Origin of the sequence: Leisingera thetidis, from assembly GCF_025857195.1 — a bacterium.
Taxonomy (GTDB): domain Bacteria; phylum Pseudomonadota; class Alphaproteobacteria; order Rhodobacterales; family Rhodobacteraceae; genus Leisingera; species Leisingera thetidis.
Genome location: NZ_CP109788.1, coordinates 1 through 18,755 on the forward strand (window position 1 = coordinate 1; position 18,755 = coordinate 18,755).

Annotated in this window: 19 protein-coding genes and 4 pseudogenes; 17 read left to right on the forward strand and 6 right to left on the reverse strand. The window is 65.7% G+C overall.

Going from position 1 to position 18,755, the window contains the following annotated elements; genetic code table 11:
• The 4 genes and pseudogenes from repA to OKQ63_RS21070 form a co-directional block, all read left to right on the forward strand.
• The gene (repA, locus tag OKQ63_RS21055) at nucleotides 1-1,212 is read left to right on the forward strand and encodes a plasmid partitioning protein RepA (protein ID WP_264214101.1); all 1,212 of its coding nucleotides are present in this window, start codon (nucleotides 1-3) and stop codon (nucleotides 1,210-1,212) included.
• Complete coding sequence (gene repB, locus OKQ63_RS21060) at nucleotides 1,209-2,222, forward strand: plasmid partitioning protein RepB (protein ID WP_264214102.1); 1,014 nt, start codon at nucleotides 1,209-1,211, stop codon at nucleotides 2,220-2,222. The genes repA and repB overlap by 4 nt, the downstream gene beginning before the upstream one ends.
• Nucleotides 2,223-2,394: 172 nt before the next feature.
• Entirely contained in the window at nucleotides 2,395-3,648 is a 1,254-nt protein-coding gene (repC, locus tag OKQ63_RS21065; RefSeq protein WP_264214103.1) for a plasmid replication protein RepC, read from the forward strand.
• A gap of 58 nt (nucleotides 3,649-3,706) precedes the next feature.
• Nucleotides 3,707-3,961 (forward strand): annotated as a pseudogene (locus tag OKQ63_RS21070) (hypothetical protein); the annotation flags it as partial.
• Between the two features lie 42 nt (nucleotides 3,962-4,003).
• Here OKQ63_RS21070 and OKQ63_RS21075 read toward each other — a convergent pair.
• The 3 pseudogenes from OKQ63_RS21075 to OKQ63_RS26055 all read right to left on the reverse strand — a co-directional run.
• Nucleotides 4,004-4,341, reverse strand: a pseudogene (locus OKQ63_RS21075) (DDE-type integrase/transposase/recombinase); the annotation flags it as partial.
• Nucleotides 4,342-4,544: 203 nt separating this feature from the next.
• Nucleotides 4,545-4,906 (reverse strand): annotated as a pseudogene (locus OKQ63_RS26050) (recombinase family protein); the annotation flags it as partial.
• Between the two features lie 111 nt (nucleotides 4,907-5,017).
• Nucleotides 5,018-5,410, reverse strand: a pseudogene (locus tag OKQ63_RS26055) (integrase); the annotation flags it as partial.
• A gap of 125 nt (nucleotides 5,411-5,535) precedes the next feature.
• Here OKQ63_RS26055 and OKQ63_RS21090 point away from each other — a divergent pair.
• From OKQ63_RS21090 to OKQ63_RS21100, 3 genes are read left to right on the forward strand one after another with little or no spacing between them, the layout of a single operon-like run.
• Nucleotides 5,536-5,757, forward strand: a complete 222-nt coding sequence (locus OKQ63_RS21090; RefSeq protein WP_264214105.1) for a type II toxin-antitoxin system CcdA family antitoxin — start codon at nucleotides 5,536-5,538, stop codon at nucleotides 5,755-5,757.
• An 11-nt stretch (nucleotides 5,758-5,768) separates the two neighbouring features.
• Nucleotides 5,769-6,062 carry a CcdB family protein gene (locus OKQ63_RS21095; RefSeq protein ID WP_264214106.1) on the forward strand — a complete coding sequence of 98 codons (294 nt, stop codon included), beginning with the start codon at nucleotides 5,769-5,771 and terminating at the stop codon, nucleotides 6,060-6,062.
• Nucleotides 6,063-6,080: 18 nt separating this feature from the next.
• The gene (locus OKQ63_RS21100) at nucleotides 6,081-6,518 is read left to right on the forward strand and encodes a Mu transposase C-terminal domain-containing protein (RefSeq protein WP_264214261.1); all 438 of its coding nucleotides are present in this window, start codon (nucleotides 6,081-6,083) and stop codon (nucleotides 6,516-6,518) included.
• Here the strand turns inward: OKQ63_RS21100 and OKQ63_RS21105 are convergent.
• Nucleotides 6,489-7,016: a MarR family winged helix-turn-helix transcriptional regulator gene (locus OKQ63_RS21105; protein WP_264214107.1), complete on the reverse strand. Its 528-nt coding sequence runs from the start codon at nucleotides 7,014-7,016 to the stop codon at nucleotides 6,489-6,491. The two genes, OKQ63_RS21100 and OKQ63_RS21105, sit on opposite strands and share 30 nt — an antisense overlap.
• A gap of 158 nt (nucleotides 7,017-7,174) precedes the next feature.
• Here OKQ63_RS21105 and OKQ63_RS21110 point away from each other — a divergent pair, with 158 nt between their 5' ends.
• The 9 genes from OKQ63_RS21110 to leuB all read left to right on the forward strand — a co-directional run bounded on the left by OKQ63_RS21110 (nucleotide 7,175) and on the right by leuB (nucleotide 15,855).
• Nucleotides 7,175-8,218, forward strand: a complete 1,044-nt coding sequence (locus tag OKQ63_RS21110; protein WP_264214108.1) for an ABC transporter substrate-binding protein — start codon at nucleotides 7,175-7,177, stop codon at nucleotides 8,216-8,218.
• Between the two features lie 77 nt (nucleotides 8,219-8,295).
• Entirely contained in the window at nucleotides 8,296-9,363 is a 1,068-nt protein-coding gene (locus OKQ63_RS21115; protein ID WP_264214109.1) for an ABC transporter ATP-binding protein, read from the forward strand.
• Nucleotides 9,360-10,211, forward strand: a complete 852-nt coding sequence (locus OKQ63_RS21120; RefSeq protein WP_264214110.1) for an ABC transporter permease — start codon at nucleotides 9,360-9,362, stop codon at nucleotides 10,209-10,211. Before OKQ63_RS21115 ends, OKQ63_RS21120 begins: the two co-directional genes overlap by 4 nt.
• Nucleotides 10,208-10,996, forward strand: coding sequence for an ABC transporter permease (locus OKQ63_RS21125; protein ID WP_264214111.1), 789 nt, complete (start codon nucleotides 10,208-10,210; stop codon nucleotides 10,994-10,996). The genes OKQ63_RS21120 and OKQ63_RS21125 overlap by 4 nt, the downstream gene beginning before the upstream one ends.
• A gap of 14 nt (nucleotides 10,997-11,010) precedes the next feature.
• Nucleotides 11,011-11,850 carry a polysaccharide deacetylase family protein gene (locus OKQ63_RS21130; RefSeq protein ID WP_264214112.1) on the forward strand — a complete coding sequence of 280 codons (840 nt, stop codon included), beginning with the start codon at nucleotides 11,011-11,013 and terminating at the stop codon, nucleotides 11,848-11,850.
• Nucleotides 11,847-12,584, forward strand: a complete 738-nt coding sequence (locus tag OKQ63_RS21135) for an SDR family NAD(P)-dependent oxidoreductase (protein ID WP_264214113.1) — start codon at nucleotides 11,847-11,849, stop codon at nucleotides 12,582-12,584. Before OKQ63_RS21130 ends, OKQ63_RS21135 begins: the two co-directional genes overlap by 4 nt.
• Nucleotides 12,581-13,306, forward strand: coding sequence for an SDR family NAD(P)-dependent oxidoreductase (locus OKQ63_RS21140; protein ID WP_264214114.1), 726 nt, complete (start codon nucleotides 12,581-12,583; stop codon nucleotides 13,304-13,306). Before OKQ63_RS21135 ends, OKQ63_RS21140 begins: the two co-directional genes overlap by 4 nt.
• A 14-nt stretch (nucleotides 13,307-13,320) precedes the next feature.
• The gene (locus OKQ63_RS21145; RefSeq protein WP_264214115.1) at nucleotides 13,321-14,718 is read left to right on the forward strand and encodes an amidase; all 1,398 of its coding nucleotides are present in this window, start codon (nucleotides 13,321-13,323) and stop codon (nucleotides 14,716-14,718) included.
• A 33-nt stretch (nucleotides 14,719-14,751) separates the two neighbouring features.
• Nucleotides 14,752-15,855 (forward strand): 3-isopropylmalate dehydrogenase, encoded by a 1,104-nt coding sequence (gene leuB, locus OKQ63_RS21150; RefSeq protein WP_264214116.1) that lies wholly within the window; start codon nucleotides 14,752-14,754, stop codon nucleotides 15,853-15,855.
• A gap of 58 nt (nucleotides 15,856-15,913) precedes the next feature.
• Here leuB and OKQ63_RS21155 read toward each other — a convergent pair whose 3' ends face one another.
• Nucleotides 15,914-16,396: an Lrp/AsnC family transcriptional regulator gene (locus OKQ63_RS21155; protein WP_264214117.1), complete on the reverse strand. Its 483-nt coding sequence runs from the start codon at nucleotides 16,394-16,396 to the stop codon at nucleotides 15,914-15,916.
• 125 nt (nucleotides 16,397-16,521) lie between these two features.
• On the opposite strand from OKQ63_RS21155, the gene OKQ63_RS21160 reads away from it, so the two are divergent.
• Nucleotides 16,522-16,830 carry a hypothetical protein gene (locus OKQ63_RS21160; protein ID WP_264214118.1) on the forward strand — a complete coding sequence of 103 codons (309 nt, stop codon included), beginning with the start codon at nucleotides 16,522-16,524 and terminating at the stop codon, nucleotides 16,828-16,830.
• 131 nt (nucleotides 16,831-16,961) lie between these two features.
• On the opposite strand, the gene OKQ63_RS21165 is transcribed toward OKQ63_RS21160, so the two are convergent.
• Nucleotides 16,962-18,647 carry a Na/Pi cotransporter family protein gene (locus OKQ63_RS21165; protein ID WP_264214119.1) on the reverse strand — a complete coding sequence of 562 codons (1,686 nt, stop codon included), beginning with the start codon at nucleotides 18,645-18,647 and terminating at the stop codon, nucleotides 16,962-16,964.
• Nucleotides 18,648-18,755: the final 108 nt, after the last annotated feature.

Below are 18,755 nucleotides of genomic sequence, written 5' to 3' on the forward strand. Positions count from 1 at the left end.
ATGGATCATACATACACACCTGAGGATCTCAATGCGGTGATCCGCCAGCATTCCGAATGGATTGCGGCCCAGCTGCACGCGCAGCGCGAAAGCCTGTTCCCGCCGAACGCCTCCAAGACCATGCGCAAATTCACCTCCGGCGAGGCCGCGGCCCTGCTGGGCGTGAATGATTCCTACCTGCGCAAGCTGCATCTCGACGGCAAGGGCCCCTCGCCCGAACTGACCGCCGGCAACCGCCGCCAGTACTCCGCCGAGGACATCCAGGACCTGCGCGTCCTGCTGGAGAAAACCGCCCGCAAGCCCGGCGACTACCTGCCCGGCCGCCGCCGCCGCCCGGACGGCGGCGAGGGCTATGCCGATCACATGCAGATCATCGGCGTGATGAATTTCAAGGGCGGCTCCGGCAAGACCACCACCTCCGCCCATCTGGCACAGCGCCTGGCGCTCAAGGGCTACCGGGTGCTGGCGATCGACCTCGACCCGCAGGCGTCCTTGACGGCGCTGCACGGGGTGCAGCCGGAGTTCGACCTCAAGGACGGCGGCACCCTTTACGACGCCATCCGCTATGACGACCCGGCGCCGATCTCTTCGGTGATCCGCAAGACCTACATCCCCAATCTCGACCTGATCCCCGGCAACCTCGAACTGATGGAGTTCGAGCACGACACCCCCCGCGCCCTCGCGCAGGGCAGCGCCGGATTGTTCTTTTTCCGGGTGAAAGAGGCTCTGACACAGGTCGATTCCGATTATGACGTGGTGGTGATCGACTGCCCGCCGCAGCTCGGCTTCCTCACCATGTCGGCGCTCTCCGCCGCCACCGGCGTGCTGGTGACGATCCACCCGGAAATGCTCGACGTGATGTCGATGTCGCAGTTCCTGCGCATGACCGCCGACCTGATGGACGTGATCGCGCAAAGCGGCGCCGACATGAGCCACGACTGGATGCGCTACCTGCTCACCCGCTACGAGCCGTCGGACGCGCCGCAGAACCGCATCGTCGCCTTCCTGCGCACCATGTACGGCGACAAGGTGCTGAACGCGCCGATGCTGAAATCCACCGCGATTTCCGACGCCGGCCTCACAAAACAGACTCTATACGAGGTCGAACGCAGCGCCTTCACCCGTTCCACCTACGACCGCGCAGTCGAAAGCCTGAACGCGGTCAACGATGAAATCAGCCAGCTCGTTCAGGAAACCTGGGGGCGCACATGACCAGCAAGAAATCCCGTCTCTCGATGCTCGACAGCCTGGCCGCGGCCGGCGCGCCGGTGGCCTCCCCTGCCCCGGCGGCCTCGATGATGTCCAGCAACCGCGCCCTGCGCTCGGCCCGCGATGCGGTGGATTCGCACCGGGTCTGGGATCTGGAACCGCATCAGATCGAGGACACCCGCGTCCACGACCGGCTTGACCCCAACGATGTCCTCGACCTGCGCGCCGCGATCGAGGCCAACGGCCAGACCGTGCCGATCCTGGTGCGCCGCCACCCGTCCGAGGCCGACCGCTACCTCCTGGTCTACGGCCGCCGCCGGCTGGAGGCGATCCGCACCTCGGACAAGGTCGAAAAGGTCCGCGCCCTGGTTGCCAATCTGGATGAAGACGCCGCCGTGCGGGCCCAGATCTCCGAAAACATGGCGCGCCGCGACCTCTCCTTCATCGAAAAGGCGCTGTTCGCGCAGGAGCTGGTGGAAAACGGCTTTGGCAACCAGTCGCAGGTCGCCGAGGTGCTGACCGTCACCAAATCCGCCGTCTCCATGGCCATCGCCATTGCCGAGGCGGTCGGCGCCGGCCTGATCCGCGCCATCGGCCCCGCCCAGGGCATCGGCCGCCCCCGCTGGGACGCGCTGGCCAAGGCAATCGCGGACAGCGGCGCCGACCGGAACGCGCTCATCCGCATTGCCGAGAAGGAATACACCGATTTCGCCGTCGATGCGGTGACCGAAGGCACCGACGCCGCGCCCGCCGATCCCTCGGTGCTGGCGTTTGAGGCGGTGTTCAAGGCCGCGGTCCCCTCCCCTGCCCCGCAGGCCAAGCCCGCGCGCAAGGCCCGCACGCTCACCCGGCCGCTCACCGTCGATGGCCGCCGCAGCGCCACCCTGCGCCGCACCGCCAAAGGTGTGAGCCTGGAATTGCCCGGCGGCGGCTTTGCCGACTGGCTGGAGGCCGAGGCCCAGAATGTCATTGAAGAGCTTCACGCGCGCTGGCAGTCGCGCGGCGAAGATTAATATATAACAATAACTTAGGAGGCACAGAGCAGGCAAAAAAGAAGGCCCCGCAAAACCGAAGCTCCACGAGACCAACTTGTTTCTAGCACCTTCAAGTTAGTGGCCGGAGCCTTTGACCGCAAGTCCAAAGAGATTCGCGGGCCGCTCTTTTTTTGTCTTTCGTGATGATCACATGGGATATATGCCCCTCACGCCTTTTGGGCGGACAGTGGATGCTGTCCTGCTGAAACACCAGCAGGCCGCCGCTGACGGTTCCGCCATGCAATCCGCCGTCAGCAAATGGGACGCGCTGCGCGACCTGGCTGCAGCCCGGAAAACCTATGGCCTGAACGACCGCGACCTCTCGGTACTGCAGGCACTGATCAGCTTCCTGCCCGGCACCGAGGTCGACCCCCGGCCCGGCGTCACCGTGGTTCACCCCTCCAACCGCACCATCTGCGAGCGGCTGAACGGGATGCCGGGGTCCACCATGCGCCGCCACATGGCCAAGCTGGTTGCCGCGGGCATCCTGATCCGCCGCGACAGCCCCAATGGCAAACGCTACGTGCGCCGCTATCAGGGCGAACGGGTGGCCTATGGTTTCGACCTCTCCCCCCTCGCCGTCCGTTTTGCCGAATTTGCAGACGCCGCAGAGGCCGAACGCGCCCTCGCGGCCCGCATCAAGGCGGTGCGCGAAACCGTCAGCCTGATGCGCCGCGACCTGCTGAACCTGGCGCTGCTCGGCGCTGCGGAGCGTCCTGAGATTTCCGTCTGGGACCAGTTCCAGGACCTCGCGCAGCTCACCGCCCGCGACCTGCGCCGCAAACTGGGACTGGCGGAACTGGCAGAGATCAAGGCCCGCCTCGCCGCCGCCATTTTAGACACTAAAAGCCATTTACAGACTCTGTTTGCAGAAGAACCGGGCACCAGCGGCAGCCAAAATGAGCACCACTATCAGAGTTCAAAGAAAGACTCATTTGAATCTGAACAGGCCGTTAAGCCGGCGCACGGTCCAAATACGGAATCGAAAGACGCAACCGGCTATGCTGAGAAACACTCAGAAGAAAGGCCCGTGCACCGTGAACCGCCATCCCTCCCGCCTGAGGCCCCTGCCCCCGGCGGCCCAAGCCTGCCGCTCCGCCTGATCCTCGCCGCCTGCGGCGAAATCCAGAGCTATGCCGATGGCGCCATCCGCCACTGGACCGACCTCCTGCGCGCCGCCGATACCGTACGCCCGATGATGGGCATTTCGGCGGCCGTCTGGGACGAGGCCAAAACCGCCATGGGCGCGGCCGAAGCCGCAACCGTGGTCGCCGCCATGCTTGAGCGGTTCTCGGACATCCGCTCCCCCGGCGGATACCTCCGGCATCTCAGCGCCAAGGCGATGTCCGAAAATTTCTCCAGCGCCCCGATGGTCATGGCCCTGGCCCGCAAGGCCGCGGCATAAAAGTTCACAGCTGTGAACTCGCTGGGAACGTCCGAAACTGCGCCGAAGACAGGTCCGCATGATCCCGATCAATCCGCATCCCCGCCCGGCGCGTCCCACTGGTGCGGCAGTGGTCAACCGGGGCACTTTCCCAGCACACACGCCTGCAGCAGCGCTGCATCACTGTGCAGGTTTCCAAGAAGAGGCCCCCCACCCTGTCTACCGGGTGGTTGACCGGGATCTGTATCTCGATCTAGCGGTAGTCCTTTGCGACGCGGCTTTGGGCGGCAAGGTGATGATGCCGCCACCGAATGACAGGGTCGCGCTGACCATCCCTGCCAATACCCGCAGCGGCCAGAAGTTGTGTCTCAAGAAAAAGAGCCTGCCGCGCCGCCCTCGCATTGCGTTGCTTCTGAACCGGAATGCCGAGCACATCTCCATTCGCATCCACCGCCCGCCAGAGCCAATATCGTTCACCACGGACCGCATCGGCCACTTCGTCGGGTTGCCATTTGCGGCCGGCACCGGGCCTGTCGCGCTGGACGCAATCGGCGGAATGACGACCGAAGCGGTTGACCCATTTCCGGAACGTTTCCCGGCTCAGGTACACGCCGCGCTCAGCGCACAGCGGTAATACGCCTGGATCGCACAGGCGATGATTCCACGGGGGAAACGGGAGCCCTTACGGCGCGGCATATCGGGGGGCAGCTTCATGGCTGCCGGCTATCCAACCCAGCTGGCGTGAACAAGCCGGCAAAGCCTTAGGGCCAGATCCGACGGGACAGGTTCTAAGTGTCTAGGGCAGGGGGCATCCTATTCGGGCCGCTCGGCCGTAATCAGGCCCCGGGTCTTGGCGCGGTCCAGCAGCATCTTGACGGAAGACACGGACCACTGTGCCCGCCCGCGCGATGTCGGCTCGCACTCTCCTCTAGCCGCCGGAACAGGGCTTCACCGCGGGCGGCCTGGACTTTGCGGAGACCGCCGGGGTCTTTGCTGCGCAGCCGGGGATTGCCGCCGATCCGGCCTTTCGCGCGCGCCGATTTCAGACCGGCCAGGGTGCGCTTCCGGATCAGTGCGCGTTCCAGCTCGGCCGCGACACCCAGCACCTGGAGGGGGAAGTTCCCCTGTGGGCTGGGGGTGTCGACCGGGTCGCGCAGGGACTTGAAGCGGACGCCTGTTCCTGATGCACCCGCGCGCGGCCCGCTGCCCGGAGTTCTTCAGCCTGGGCGGCGGTTGACGGGTCATTGGTGGAGACACGGGCATAGCCGATGAAGGGAATGGCGGATTCTTGACCCTGTCTATTTGCAATCGTCCATAAGTTTGCCTGGTCCGGGGCAATTTTCAATTTAATGTGCCAGTATAAATAGATGGCTTGAAAATAGGTGTAATGGACGGCCCCTTTGTCCACACTCTCGATCCAGCCGCCGGCACCAGGCGTGTAGTCTTTTTGCACATCGAGGCTCACGCTCTCGGAGCGCCGCAATCCGCCGGCATAGCCAAGGAGCAGGGCGTAGGGCAGGGCGTCGACCATCGCGAGCAGATCTTCGGCCAGGATCGCTTCCTTCGGCACGGGCGGGCGCGCATGCTTGCGCTTGATCCCGGCCGGTACTGTGGCGATGTGCCGGTTCTTGCGATCGAGAGTGAAACCGCGCTGCGCATGATTCCATCCTAGGCCGGAGAGCCGGCGGTCTATGGTTGAGACCGAAAGGGCAGGGGGCTGGCCAGAAGGGGATGCCAGGTCCGCCAGGTAGAGGCCGATCATCTCAGGCGAGGGCGGTACCGGCCAGCCGATCAAGCGTGCCGGAGCCGGTGGCGTGCGCAGGCAGAGCGATGTCGCCAAGCTCATCTTGTTTCCAAGAGGCGTGAGGATTATACTCCTGCTTCATACGTATTCTCCGAGAGGTTCCGATGAGACGTGTAAAGGTCAATCTCACGCTGGACGCAGATGTGGCGGAAATGGCCCGGTCGCTGGGTCTGAACATGTCGCGCCTTGCGGAGGCGGCGATTGCCGAGGCCGCCAAGGTTGAACGGAACCGGCGCTGGCGTGAGGAGAACAGCGCGGCAATCAGCGCCTATGCCGACGAAGTGGCGAAAGACGGTTTGCCGCTCGCCCGGTACAGAAGTTTCTGAGGCGCGGCCCCGTGGCGCAGTTCGATCTTTACCGTCTGAAGGGCGGGCAACTTGTCGTGGATCTGCAAACCGACCTGATCGGGATCGACGCGTCGCGCATCGTGGCGCCCTTGCGTGAGGCGGGACTGTACACGGCCTTTCCGGGGCTGACGCCATCTGTCGAGGTCGACGCGGCACCGTGGATTGTCCGGGTTCAGGAACTGGCCGCGGTTGCAGGGGCCGAGTTGGGAGAGCCCATCGGCTCGCTGGCAGAGCATCGTGACGCGTTGAAGCGTGCCCTGGAAATTCTGATCGACGGGGTTTGAGCGCGGGGTCCCGCCTTCCTGCCCTCCGAGCAGCGGGTCTTGCAGCGTGACGGGCTGCACCTCTTCCATATCCGGTACTGGGCGCACGGGGTGCGCTGGCTGACGGGCCGGGAAAGCCGCAAGTTCACGCGCGAATACGATCCATGCGATCCTTCGCGCATCTGCGCGATGACCGAGGACGGGATCATCGGGGCCCGGCCGGCGGATCTGACCCGGCCTGCGATCCCGCTCTGGGAGCACCGCGCCGCCCGGCGCGCCTTGCGCGAGGCTGGACGCCGTTCTGTGGATGAGGAACTGGTTTTCAGAACGATCGAGGCGCGGCGGGCGCATCTGGCCCCTCTGCCAATGATTGATGTGACACCGGATACCGCCGCGCGGGATGCCTTGCCCGCGCGGAAAGGGGAGGGGGGTCCTTGCAAATGCCCCTTACTCCTGCCCATCCAGCAGAGCAGATAACCCGGCGGCCAGAGTTTCCTGCTCAGCCGCCTGCAATCCGCGGCAGAAATCTGCCTCCAGGCTGGCTTGCAGCTCCATGGTTTCGTCCGCAAGGGCAAGGCCGTCTTCGGTCAGGGCCACCAGCGTCACCCGGCGGTCGTTGGCGTCACCGCTGCGGGAAATCAGCCCCTTGCGGTCGAGCCTGTTCAGCATGTTTGACATGCCGCCTGAGGTGAAGAACATTGTCTCCAGCAGTTGTTTGGGGCTCATCTTGTAAGGCGCGCCGGACGCCCGAAGCGTCGCCAGAACCCCGTATTCCGGATATTTGAGGCCGTAGGGCGCAAGGGCAGAATTCAAACGCAGCATGAGCGCACCGTTCAGCGCAACCAGCCGGGCGCAGATCTCCTTGCCGGAAATGTCGAGATTCGGGACCTCGCGGCGCCACATGTCCAGCCCGTTGCGCACACGGTCTTCCGGGGTCGGACCAGTGGTGAAACGTTTCTGGCGCAGCTGCTGCATCGGAGTCCTTTCTGTCTTTTCCGCATGTTCCCCGTTCTCAGCGCTGCTGACAAGCAGGAAATAAAAGCTTTCCAAAAAGGTTTTTGAAAAACTTTCTTGACAGAAGCGCGGCCGCGGCGCCATCCTGACTGGCAGACAACAGCGACAGGGAGACCACCATGAGACATCACGGCAAACGGCGCGTGCTGCCGGGGATTGCTGCCTTGGCTGCAGGCGCATTCGCGCTTGCCTCGCCGCTGGCGGCCCAGGAGAAACTGACGATTGCGACCTTTGGCGGCTCCTTCCTGGATGCGGTCAAATCCTGTCATATCCCCGTTTTCGAGCAGGCAACCGGCGCCACCGTCGAAACCGTGCTCGGGAATTCCGTCCAGCACGCCGCTTCGGTGCGCGCGATGGGCGCCAGCTCGGATTATGACGTGGTTTACATCGACGATTCCGCGGCCATGCAGCTCAAGGCCGAGAACCTGCTGCACCCGCTGGACCGGGCCGCACTGGCCAGCGCAGGGGACCTGGATCCGCGCGCCTTTGGCCCGGATGACGCCTTTGTGGTGTTCATGACCGGCGCGACGGCAATCGCCTACAACCCCGAGATGGTGGAAACCCCGCCATCCAGCTGGCGCGATCTGTTCGACGAGGCCTACAAGGGCCAGGTGGCCATTGGCGATGTCACCGGCACCGCCGGCTGGCAGTTCCTGCTGGCGGTCAACCGGCTGGAGGGCGGATCGCTGGAAGATGTGAGCCCGGGCATCGACGCCATCAGGCCGCTCGCCCAGGATGCCGTCGTGCAATACACCCAGGCCGACCAGCTGCTGGCGCTGTTTGCGCGCGGCGAGGTGGCCATGGCGCCCTGGTACCCCGACCGGGCCGGCTCGGCCGCGGACGAGGGCCTGCCGATCGCCATCGCCTACCCTGAGGAAGGCGCCGTCGGCATCCGCCCGACCCTGCTGATCCCCGAGGGCAGCAGCCAAAAGGAGCTCGCCGCCGCCTTCGTCGACACGGTGCTGTCGAAGGAGGTGCAGGAATGCTTTGCAGAAACCAAATATGCGGGGCCGATCAACCTCAAGGCGGAGCTGTCCGAGAAGGCCGCCGCCATCGTGCCGAACGGCGCGACGCTGGAAGCGCTGTGGTTTCTCGACCCGGCGGTGACCTCGGCGCAGCTGCCGGGCTGGATCGACCGCTGGCAGCGCGAAGTCGCGCGCTGACCCTGCCTCTCCCACCCATCTGCGGTGCGGCCGCCTGACCCGGTCCGCACCGCCCCAACATCGCACAGGAATGCGCCATGGCAAGGCTAGAGCTGGAACAGCTGAAGAAAAGCTACGGGGAAGTGGATGTCGTGGACGGCGTCTCGCTTGCCATCGAGGAAGGCGAGCTGGTGTCCCTGCTGGGGCCGTCGGGATGCGGCAAGACCACCATCCTGCGGATGGTGGCGGGGCTTTTGGAGCCCAGCGGCGGGCGCATCCGGGTGGCGGGGGAGGACATCACCCGCACGCCGGTGGCCAGGCGCGACATCGGGCTGGTGTTCCAGTCCTATGCGCTGTTCCCGCATATGACCGTTTTTGAAAATGTCGCCTTCGGCCTGCGCCGCCGCGGTGAGCGCGGCGCCACCCTCGCCGACCGGGTGACCGAGGCGCTCGGCATGGTGCGGCTGGACCATCTGGCGGACCGCTTCCCGCGCCAGCTGTCGGGCGGCCAGCAGCAGCGCGTTGCCCTGGCCCGCGCCATTGCGCCGCGCCCGCGGCTGCTGCTGTTTGACGAGCCGCTCTCGAATCTCGATGCGCAGCTGCGCGACCGCATGCAGATCGAGCTGAAGCAGCTGCAGAAGGAACTGGGCATCACCAGCGTCTTCGTCACCCACGACCAGTCCGAGGCGATGTCGATCTCCGACCGCATCTGCATCCTGGCGCAGGGCCGTATCCAGCAGTTCTCGAGCCCCGAGGCGATCTACCGCGAGCCGGCCAACGCTTTTGTCGCCACCTTCATCGGCCGCTCCAACCGCTATGCCGGGCCGCTGCGGGACGGCGCCATCGCCATCGGCGGCGGGCTGGCGCTGCCGGTGCGGCCGGGCGCGGCGGCGCCGGGCGCCGAGGTCGAGGCGGTGATCCGCCATGAGGACATCGGCGTGCTGCCGCCGGGTGCCGATGGCGGCCTGCACGGCCGGGTGCGGCTGCGCTCCTTCATCGGCTCGCGGGTCCAGTATGTGGCCGATCTCGCCCCCGGGGTGGAGATTGTGGCCGAGGTCGATGCCGGCGGCCCCTCGGGCGGATTTGAGCCGGGCCAGGAGGTTGCGCTGCAGATCGACATGGACCGCGCCTTTGTCGCGCCGGTGGCCGCCGGAGCGGGCGCATGAGCGGGCCGTTCAAAGGGGTCGGGCTGGCCTCGCCGCTGCTGCTGGTGCTGCTCGGGCTGTTCCTTGCGCCGGTGCTGCTGATGCTGCCGCAGAGCCTGCATGAATACATTCCCGGCACCGGCACCTCCGATGCCTGGACGCTCCAGAACTACACCCGCCTGCTGACCGACGACTATTACCGCGAGATCATCGGGCGCACCCTGTGGATGGGATCGCTGGTCACCTTCCTGTGCTTCCTGCTGGGCTACCCCTTGGCCTATTTCATGGCCCGCACCACGCCGGCCTGGCGGGCGGCGGCGACGCTGCTGGTGATCTTCCCGCTGTTTCTGAACCTGGTGGTGCGCTCCTTCGGCTGGATCACCCTGCTGGCCAACCGCGGCGTGGTGAACAATCTGCTGATGGACATCGGCCTGATCGACAGCCCGATCAAGATGCTGTTCAACATGACCGGCCTGGTGATCGGCCTCACCCATATCTACCTGCCGTTCATGGTGCTGATGCTGCTGACCGCGATCCAGAACGTGCCGCGCGATGTCGAGCAGGCCGCCGCCACGCTGGCCGCCAGCAAGCTGCGGATCTTCTTCACCATCACCCTGCCGCTCACCGCGCCGGGCATTCTTGCGGGCTCGATCCTGGTCTTCGTGCTGACCATCAGCGCGCTGGTCACGCCGCGCCTGCTGGGCGGCCCCGCCTACAAGGTGATGGCAACCCTGATCTACGACGAATTCATGCAAAAGCTGGACTGGCCCTCGGGCACCTCCTTTGCCTTCATCCTCACGGCGATCACCCTGCTGATCATCTGGGGCGCCGGGCGCGTGGCCCGCAAATGGTCGGGGGGGCTGGCATGAGCACGCGCACGCCAATCCTGCTGACCGCCACCGCCGCCGCCGTGCTGGTGTTCCTGCAGCTGCCGGTGATCGTGGTCGCGCTCAGCTCCTTCACCGAGACCTCCTATCTCACCTTCCCGCCGCAAGGCTTCACCCTGCGCTGGTTCGGCGCGGTGCTGACGGACCCGGACTGGCTGTCGGCGATCGGCTTCAGCCTTGGGCTGGCGCTGCTGGCAACGCTGACGTCGATGGTGCTGGGCACCGCCGCGGCCTATGCGATCAACCGCCGCCTGCTGCCGGGCTCGGATGCGATCGCGTCTTTCCTGATGGCGCCGCTGGTGTTCCCGGCGGTGGTGATCGGGGTCGCCCTGCTGCAGTTCTACGCCCATCTCGGCTGGCGCGGCAACTTCCTCGCCCTTGTCGCAAGCCACGTGGTGCTGACCTCGCCCTATGTGGTGCGCGCCTGCCTGTCGAGCCTCGCAGGCGTCAGCGTCGACCTCGAGGAAGCCGCGGGCACGCTGGGCGCGGGCGGCTTCACCGCCTTCCGGCTGGTCACCCTGCCGCTGCTCAAGCCCGGGCTGGTCGCGGGCGGGTTCTTCTCCTTCATCACCTCGCTCGACAACGTGCCGGTGACGATCTTCCTGCTCGGCCCGGGCCAAAGCACCCTGCCGGTCAAGATCTTCACCGCCATCGACCAGGGCGGCGTCGATCCGGGGCTGGCGGCCATCTCCACCATCCTGATCCTGCTCACCGGGGCCGCGCTGGCCATCGCCGAGCGCTGGGTCGGCTTCTCGCGCTTCGTCTGACGGGAGTTCCCAAAATGTCATTCACCTCGAAAGGCTTCCCGCTTTTCCTCACCTTCGACTTTGATGCGGAAACCCTGTGGACCGCGCGCGACAAGGCCAACGCGGACCGCCCCATCGTGATGTCCCAGGGCCGATACGGCTGGAAACGCGGCGTCTGGCGGGTGCTTGACCTGCTGCGCAAATACGAGATCCGCTGCACCTTCTTCGTGCCCGGGCTGGTGGTCGAGGCGCATCCCCGGATCATGGAGGCGATCCTGGAGGGCGGCCACGAGATCGCCCATCATTCGCACACCCACACCTGGATCACCCAGCTGTCGCTGGAGCAGGAACGGGAGGAGATGGAAAAGGGGATCGAGGCGATCCAAAAGGCTGCCGGCTACCGGCCGCGCGGCTGGCGTTCGCCCGCGGCCGAGTTCAGCGCCCACACGCTGGGCCTGATCCAGGAATACGGTTTCGACTATTCCTCGAACTTCTTCGACGATGACGAGCCCTACCTGCTGGAAATCGGCGGCCAGCGCACCGGCATCGTCGAGCTGCCGTTCCGCTGGGTGCTGGATGATGCGCCCTTCTTCCACTATTCGATCACCCTGCCGGGGCGGACCATGCAGGCGCCGTCGGCGCTGCTGGAGGCCTGGAAGCTGGAATTCGACATGCTGCGGGCCGAGGACCGGATGATGATGATCGGCATGCATCCGCAGATCATCGGCCAGCCCTCGCGGCTGTGGGTGCTCGACCAGTTCCTGGCCTATGTGCGGCAGCATTCCAGCGTCTGGACCGGGCGCTGCGACGAGATGACGGACGAGATCCGCGGCGTGCTGCTGGATGCCGCCGCCGCCGGGGAGGCCGGGGCATGAGCGGCCTGCTCAACGGCCGCCGCATCCTGATCGCCGGCGCCGCCAGCGGCATCGGCCGCGAGACGCTGGCCCGCTTTGCCGCCGAGGGCGCCCGCCTGGCCGCCTTCGACCTGGAGGAAACCGCCCAGGACGGCGGTGTGGCGGTGTTCGGCGGCGACATCTCCGACCCCGCCGCCTGCCGCGCCGCCGCCGCGGGGGCCGCCGCCGCGCTTGGCGGGCTCGACGGGCTGGTGAATTGCGCCGGCATCGACCTGGAATCCCCGGCCGGCGAAATGACCGCGGCAGACTGGGACCGGGTGATCGCGGTGAACCTGTCGGGCGCGATGTTCCTTGCCCAGGCGGCGCTGCCGCATCTGCGCGCCGCCGGCTCCGGCACCATCGTCAACGTCTCTTCCGCGGCCGGGCTGTCGCCGCTCAGCCACCGCACCGCCTATTGCGCCAGCAAGGCCGGCCTCAACATGTTCGGCAAATGCCTGGCGATGGAGCTGGGCCCCGAAGGCATCCGCGTCAATACGGTCTGCCCCGGCGCGGTCGACACGCCGCTGTTCCGCAGCTCCTACGAGGACTACCAGAACGCCGAGGAGCGGCTCTCCACCATCAAGGCCCGCTACGCGATGCACCGGGTGGCGGCACCGGCCGAGATCGCCGGCGCCATCCTGTATCTGACCGGGCCGGATTCGACCTATGTGACCGGCATCACCCTGGCGGTCGACGGCGGCCGGAGTTTCCATTGAGCGCGCGGGTTGCCCTGATCACTGGCGGCGCCGGCGGCATCGGCGCGGCGGCGGCGGCGCATCTTGCGGCACAGGGCTGCCGGGTGGCGGCCACCGACATCGACGCCGAAGCGCTTGCGCAGCTGCCCGAAGGCATCCTCGCCATCGCGGCGGACGGCACCGACCCCGCCGCCATGGCCGCCGCTCTTGCGCAGACCGAGGCGGAGCTGGGTCCGGTCGGCATCCTGTTCAACAACCTTGGCCAGAGCGCCCGGGAACAGGGCTCGCTGTTTGCAGAGTCCGAAGAGGCGACCTGGCGCTTCGTGCTGGAGATTTCGCTGGTTTCGGCCATGCGGATGGCCCGGCTGGCGGCACCGGGCATGCAGGCGCGCGGCTGGGGCCGGATCATCAACATGTCGAGCGACGCCGCGGTCTGCGGCGATGCGGGCCTGGCCGATTACGCGGCCGCCAAGATGGGCGTCATCGGCTTCACCCGCGCACTGGCGCGCGAACTGGCACCGCACGGGGTGACCGTCAACGCGGTGGCGCCCGGCGCCATCCGCACCCGTGCGCATGACCGGCTTGCCCCCGAGGTGCTGGAGCGGATCAAGGCGGCGACCCCCGCCGGTTTTGTGGGCGCCCCCGAAGACGTGGCCGCCGCGGTCGGCTTCCTGGCCTCGGACGGGGCCAGGTTCGTGACTGGCCAGACGCTGCTGATCGACGGCGGCCGCTGGATGATTTGAAGGAGCTGGAACAGATGACCGATCTTGCGGATCTGGGCGCGGTGGACCTCGCCCGCGGCTATCGCCGGAACCAATACTCGCCGGTGGAGGTGATGCAGGCGGTGCTGGCCCGCACCGAGGCGCGGCGCGGTCTGAACGCATTCGTCAGCCTGCAGCCGGAGGCCGCACTGGAGGCCGCCCGCGCCGCCGAGGCGCTGCAGCAGAAAGGCGGCGACCTGCCGGCGCTGCACGGGCTGCCCTATTCGGTGAAGGATCTGACCCTCACCCGAGGCGTTGCAACCACCATGGGATCCAAGACCGCGGCGGATTTTGTCCCCGCGGAGGACGCGGTTGCCGTGGCCCGGGCCCGCGCCGCCGGGGCGATCCTGTTCGGCAAGACCACAACACCGGAGTTCGGCCACAAGATCCACACCTCGTCGCCGCTGTTCGGCCGCACCCTCAACCCGCATTCGCCGGAGGTGACTCCGGGCGGCTCCAGCGGCGGCGCGGCGGTGGCGCTGGCGTCGGGCATGGGGCCCATTGCGCTTGGCACCGACGGCGGCGGCTCTGTCCGCATCCCCTCGGCCTGCTGCGGCACCGTCGGGCTGAAACCGACGCTCGGCAGCGTGCCCAACCTGCAGGCGGGCGACCTGTTTTCCAGCAACGTCCATGTGGCCCCCATGGCCCGCAACGTCGCCGACACGCGGCTGCTGTTCGATGTGATCCGCGGCTTTGACCGGCGCGACCCCTTCGGTCAGGCACAGATGCCCGCGCGGCGGCGCTGCCAGTCCCTGAAGGGCTTGCGGATCGCCTGGCTGCCGCAGGCGGGCAACCCGGTCGACCACGGCATCGCTGCGCTCAGCGCCAAGGCCATTGCGCAGCTTGAAAGCGAAGGCGCTGAGGTTGCGGAGATCGAACTCGATTTCGCCGCGCTGGAGCCGCATTTCATGGTGGTGCTCGAAACCCTGCTGGCCGCGCGCGCCGGGGCGGCGCTTGACAGCCGGCGCGCCGAGCTGGACCCGAGCCTGGTGGTGCATGTGGAAAACGGGCGCCGCCACAGCGCGCTCGACCTCGCCGCGGCCGGCGCCGCGCGCACCCGGGCCTTCCAGCAGGTGCAGGACGTCCTGGCCCGTTTCGATCTGATCGCTTCACCGACACTGTCGGCACCGCCGCTGCCGCACAGCCAGGATCCGCACGGTCCGGTTCCCATCAACGGCATTCCGGCCGGCCGGGTGCGGGCCTCCTGGTATCCCTACACCTTTGCCACCAACATGACCGGCCACCCGTCTGTCTCGATCCCGTGCGGCTGGGACCCTTCCGGCCTGCCCGCGGGTTTCCACATGACCGCCCCGTGGTACCAGGAGGATTTCCTGCTGGATGCCGCCGCCCTGGCCGAACAGGTCTTTGCCTTCGATCTCTCGGCGGGACACTGAGCCCGCCGCCCGGAATGTCCCAGGAGGATCCCCATGCCCAACCCATCGATTCTGATTCTGCCCGGCGACGGCATCGGCCCCGAGGTCATGGCCGAGGTGCGCAAGATCATCGCCTGGTTCGGCGACAAGCGCGGCCTGCGGTTCGATGTGAGCGAGGATCTGGTCGGCGGCGCGGCTTATGACAAGCACGGCAAGCCGCTGGCGGATGAGACCATGGCCAAGGCGCAGGAAGCCGACGCGGTGCTGCTCGGCGCCGTCGGCGGCCCGGCCTATGACGGCCTGGACTTCTCGGTGAAGCCCGAGCGCGGTCTGCTGCGCCTGCGCAAGGAGATGGACCTCTACTCCAACCTGCGCCCGGCGCAGTGCTTTGACGCGCTGGCGGATTTCTCCTCGCTGAAGAAGGACATCGTCGCGGGCCTCGACATCATGATCGTGCGCGAACTGACCTCGGGCGTCTACTTCGGCGAGCCGCGCGGCATCTTCGAGGAAGGCAACGAGCGCGTCGGCATCAACACCCAGCGCTACACCGAGAGCGAGATCGAGCGTGCCGCCCGGTCGGCCTTCGAGCTGGCGATGCGCCGGGGCAAGAAGGTCTGCTCGATGGAGAAGGCCAACGTGATGGAATCCGGCATCCTGTGGCGCGAGGTGGTGACCCGCGTCGGCAAGGACTACCCCGAGGTCGAGCTGAGCCACATGTATGCCGACAACGGTGCGATGCAGCTGGTGCGCGCGCCCAAGCAGTTCGACGTCATTCTGACCGACAACCTGTTCGGCGACATCCTGTCCGACTGCGCCGCGATGCTGACCGGCAGCTTGGGGATGCTGCCCTCCGCAAGCCTGGGCGCGCCGATGGCAAACGGCCGCCCCAAGGCGCTTTATGAGCCGGTGCACGGCTCCGCCCCCGACATCGCGGGCCAGGGCAAGGCCAACCCGATCGCCTGCATCCTGAGCTTTGCGATGGCGCTGCGCTACAGCTTCGATCAGGGCGCGGAGGCCGGCAGGCTGGAGACCGCGGTGGAGAAGGTGCTGGCCGACGGCGTGCGCACCGCAGACCTCTTGGCCAGCGAGGGGGTTGAGCCTGTTTCCACCAGCCGGATGGGCGACGCGGTGATTGCCGCGCTGGACGCAAGCCTCTGAAGGTCGGGCACGGCATGCGGGCGAAATGGACCGGGCGGCTTCCTTGGCTCGCCAGGGTTCAATTGCCCTGGCCCGGCGGCAAGTAGGCCTGCACGTTTTTCAGGCTGCGCAGCACAAAGCTGGAGCGCGTGTGGCGTATCCCCGGGACCCGGTAGAGTTTGCGCCGCAGGAATTCCTCGTAGCCGCGGGTGCCGTTAACGGCCACCTTGATGAGATAGTCGTATTCGCCGGTGGTCAGATGCACCTCCAGCACTTCGGGGATCCGTTCCATCGTTGTTCCGAAGGCTTCCAGAATCTCGTCATCATGCCGGTCCAGCACCACTTCGATCATCACAACCTCCGGCGCCCCAAGCTTTTCCTGATCCAGGATGGCGCGGTAGCCGCTGATCACCCCCTCATTCTCCAACCGCCGTACCCGTTGCCAGCAGGGGCTGGGAGAAAGCCCGATTTTCTGGGCCAGCTGAGAATTCGAGATGCGCCCGTCCTCGGCCAGGGCTTGAAGGATCTTGCGGTCGAACTGGTCGAAATCGTTTTCCGCCACAGAAGATGCTTTCGCAGAATGGAGAACTTGAGAAAGAATACGCGCTGTAAATCAGCAATTGCAAGGCAAAGAAAAAGAAAGTTTCCCTGCATGCGGGATATGTTTCTGTCAATGGAAGGCGGAAGATGATGAACGGAAATTTCTATTGCACAGATCCGATGAATACGGCCTGCAGGATGCTGGACCTGGCGCGCCGCATGGGGCTGGAGTTTGAAACGCTGCAATTCGAGCGGCGGGACGAGGCCTGCTTCGCGCTTCAGTTTGCATTGTCCGAGCAGGGAACACAGCGCGCTGCCAGCTTTGAGCAGCGGATCAGGATGTTCGAAGGCTGGGCCGGCGGGCCCGGCATCGAGCCCTCTGCCGGCAGCGCCGGGGACAGCTGTGAGTTCAAGCAGGTCCGCGCAACGGATCAAAGGATCCGGGGGATCATTTGAATGCGCAGAACGCGCTGGCCAATTCCGGCACCGTTCCGGAAACTGAGGCACGAGCCGCGTAGCCAACTGAAATCAGCCTCCGGCCAACCCGGCGCGGTTCAGAGCGGTGCCAGCCTCAGCCGCTGCAGACTTCATGCATTTTGCCTGCTGCGAGAATCCATATCCATGATCAGCCTGGTTTCCAGAAGTTGCCCGTATTCATGGAGAATCGGATAAGCGATTGCTGATATGTGACCATTGAAATCCCGCAGAGCGCGCACTGTTTCCAGATGTATGTTACTGGTGTCGAAACTGTCGGACCGGCCGTCTTGCAATCGGCGCAGATGGTTTTTCCGGCTGTCCCGCTCGGCACGTTTGATTTCGGTTTTCTCGATCACCAAGAGGCGTGCGCTTTCCAAATCATCCGACATCAGCACGTTGCAAGCCAAACGCAGGTTGGCCGTCGTTGCCTCGTGCATTCGGACAAGTTCTTTCCAGCCCTCTTCGGAAAAGCGCGCAGCGCTTTGATGTTTCTCTTCGATCCGCCGGGCGAGAACCTTGCAAATGACGTCGCCTGCGGATTCAACCCGAATGGCGTATTCCATCAGCCCCTGAACGGATTTTGCGCCGGACGCATCAAAGGCACTGACCGGGATTTGCGCTACGTAGTGCCGGATCCCCGCAAGCGTCTGGTTCACCTCTTGATCCAACTCGCATACTGCCTTTAGCGTTGCCGGGTCCTCTTTGTCGAAAAGATCAAGGATGGGCAGGAACATGCGTTCAGTCATTTCAACCATGCGCAGCAACTCGCGCTTAAGGCTGCCGATGGCAAGATTGGGATCTTGCAGAGCGTTCCGGTCCAAAGCGCTTGCCGGCCGCGACAGAGGCGAAGCCGCTTGCCCGGCTGCAGAGGCAGGCAACAGGAGGACCATCAGCTTCTGAACCTGAGAGCAGAACGGCAGAGCGGCAGCCAGCAGCGTGGCATTGAACGCCAGATGTCCATAGATCAGGGCCTGGCCGGGATTCGCACTGCCCTTGAGAGGGGCGACGTCAAACCAGTTCACGAAAACCAGCGCGGCAAGGGCCCAGCCCCCGCGCAAGAGCAGATTTGCCAAAGGCACCCGCCGAGCTTCGGCGGACATGCCCCGCGTGAGCCAGACCGGGATGAGCGCGCTTCCGAAGTTCGCCCCCAAGGCCAGGGATAAACCCGCGTCGAACGGTATCGCGCCAATCTGCACAAGAGTCACGCACATCAGGACCGCGGCAACGCTGGAATGCATGACAAAGGCCAGCACGGCCCCGATGATAAAGGCGGTGGCAAAATCGCGCGCAAGGTACTCAGCAAGAGCTGGCAAAAAGGCGCTGCCGCTTATCGGAGCCATCGCTTCGCGCAGGAAACGCAGCGAAATCAGGATCAGAGCAACGCCCATCAGTACACGCCCCGCCTGCCGCCAGCGTTTCTGCTCGGTCTTGACGAACAGCCAGCCGCCTGCCGCCAACAAAAGCGGCACCAGCCAATCCAATTTGAAAGACAGGATCTGGATAACCAGAGCCGACCCCAGATCGCCGCCAAGAACGATGGCAAGCCCGGCCGGGAAGGCCAGGATGCCACTGGCGATGAACCCGCTGGCCAAGAGGGCAACAGCCGCCGAGCTCTGCAGGACAACGGCTAGGGACAAGCCTGCTAGGCTTGAGCCCCAAAGGCTCTTGTTTTCCGTCAGAACACGTTTGAACCCAGCGCCAAAGCTGCGCTCGATCCCGGTGCGCACCATGCGAACCGCGAATAACAACAGCATTGTCGCGCCAGCCAAGTGAACCAGAAAACTGAGGATGGCCATGGCGAGTTCCTTCGGGTTCCGGCGTCGGGACGCGATGCAATCCGTCAGGGAAATCAGCGCCTGAGGGCGGCCCGCGGATGGGAAAAGCGGGCCCCGCAAGGGGGCCCG

Excerpts from the sequence above, each read along its gene's own strand:
- OKQ63_RS21110 (WP_264214108.1), top strand. The coding sequence starts at position 7,175 with ATGAGACATCACGGCAAACGGCGCGTGCTGCCGGGGATTGCTGCCTTG.
- OKQ63_RS21130 (WP_264214112.1), top strand. The coding sequence starts at position 11,011 with ATGTCATTCACCTCGAAAGGCTTCCCGCTTTTCCTCACCTTCGACTTT.
- repC (WP_264214103.1), top strand. The coding sequence starts at position 2,395 with ATGGGATATATGCCCCTCACGCCTTTTGGGCGGACAGTGGATGCTGTC.
- OKQ63_RS21135 (WP_264214113.1), top strand. The coding sequence starts at position 11,847 with ATGAGCGGCCTGCTCAACGGCCGCCGCATCCTGATCGCCGGCGCCGCC.
- OKQ63_RS21120 (WP_264214110.1), top strand. The coding sequence starts at position 9,360 with ATGAGCGGGCCGTTCAAAGGGGTCGGGCTGGCCTCGCCGCTGCTGCTG.
- OKQ63_RS21145 (WP_264214115.1), top strand. The coding sequence starts at position 13,321 with ATGACCGATCTTGCGGATCTGGGCGCGGTGGACCTCGCCCGCGGCTAT.
- OKQ63_RS21105 (WP_264214107.1), bottom strand. The coding sequence starts at position 7,016 with ATGCAGCAGCTGCGCCAGAAACGTTTCACCACTGGTCCGACCCCGGAA.
- leuB (WP_264214116.1), top strand. The coding sequence starts at position 14,752 with ATGCCCAACCCATCGATTCTGATTCTGCCCGGCGACGGCATCGGCCCC.
- OKQ63_RS21090 (WP_264214105.1), top strand. The coding sequence starts at position 5,536 with ATGAGACGTGTAAAGGTCAATCTCACGCTGGACGCAGATGTGGCGGAA.
- OKQ63_RS21125 (WP_264214111.1), top strand. The coding sequence starts at position 10,208 with ATGAGCACGCGCACGCCAATCCTGCTGACCGCCACCGCCGCCGCCGTG.
- OKQ63_RS21165 (WP_264214119.1), bottom strand. The coding sequence starts at position 18,647 with ATGGCCATCCTCAGTTTTCTGGTTCACTTGGCTGGCGCGACAATGCTG.
- repB (WP_264214102.1), top strand. The coding sequence starts at position 1,209 with ATGACCAGCAAGAAATCCCGTCTCTCGATGCTCGACAGCCTGGCCGCG.
- OKQ63_RS21115 (WP_264214109.1), top strand. The coding sequence starts at position 8,296 with ATGGCAAGGCTAGAGCTGGAACAGCTGAAGAAAAGCTACGGGGAAGTG.
- repA (WP_264214101.1), top strand. The coding sequence starts at position 1 with ATGGATCATACATACACACCTGAGGATCTCAATGCGGTGATCCGCCAG.
- OKQ63_RS21160 (WP_264214118.1), top strand. The coding sequence starts at position 16,522 with ATGATGAACGGAAATTTCTATTGCACAGATCCGATGAATACGGCCTGC.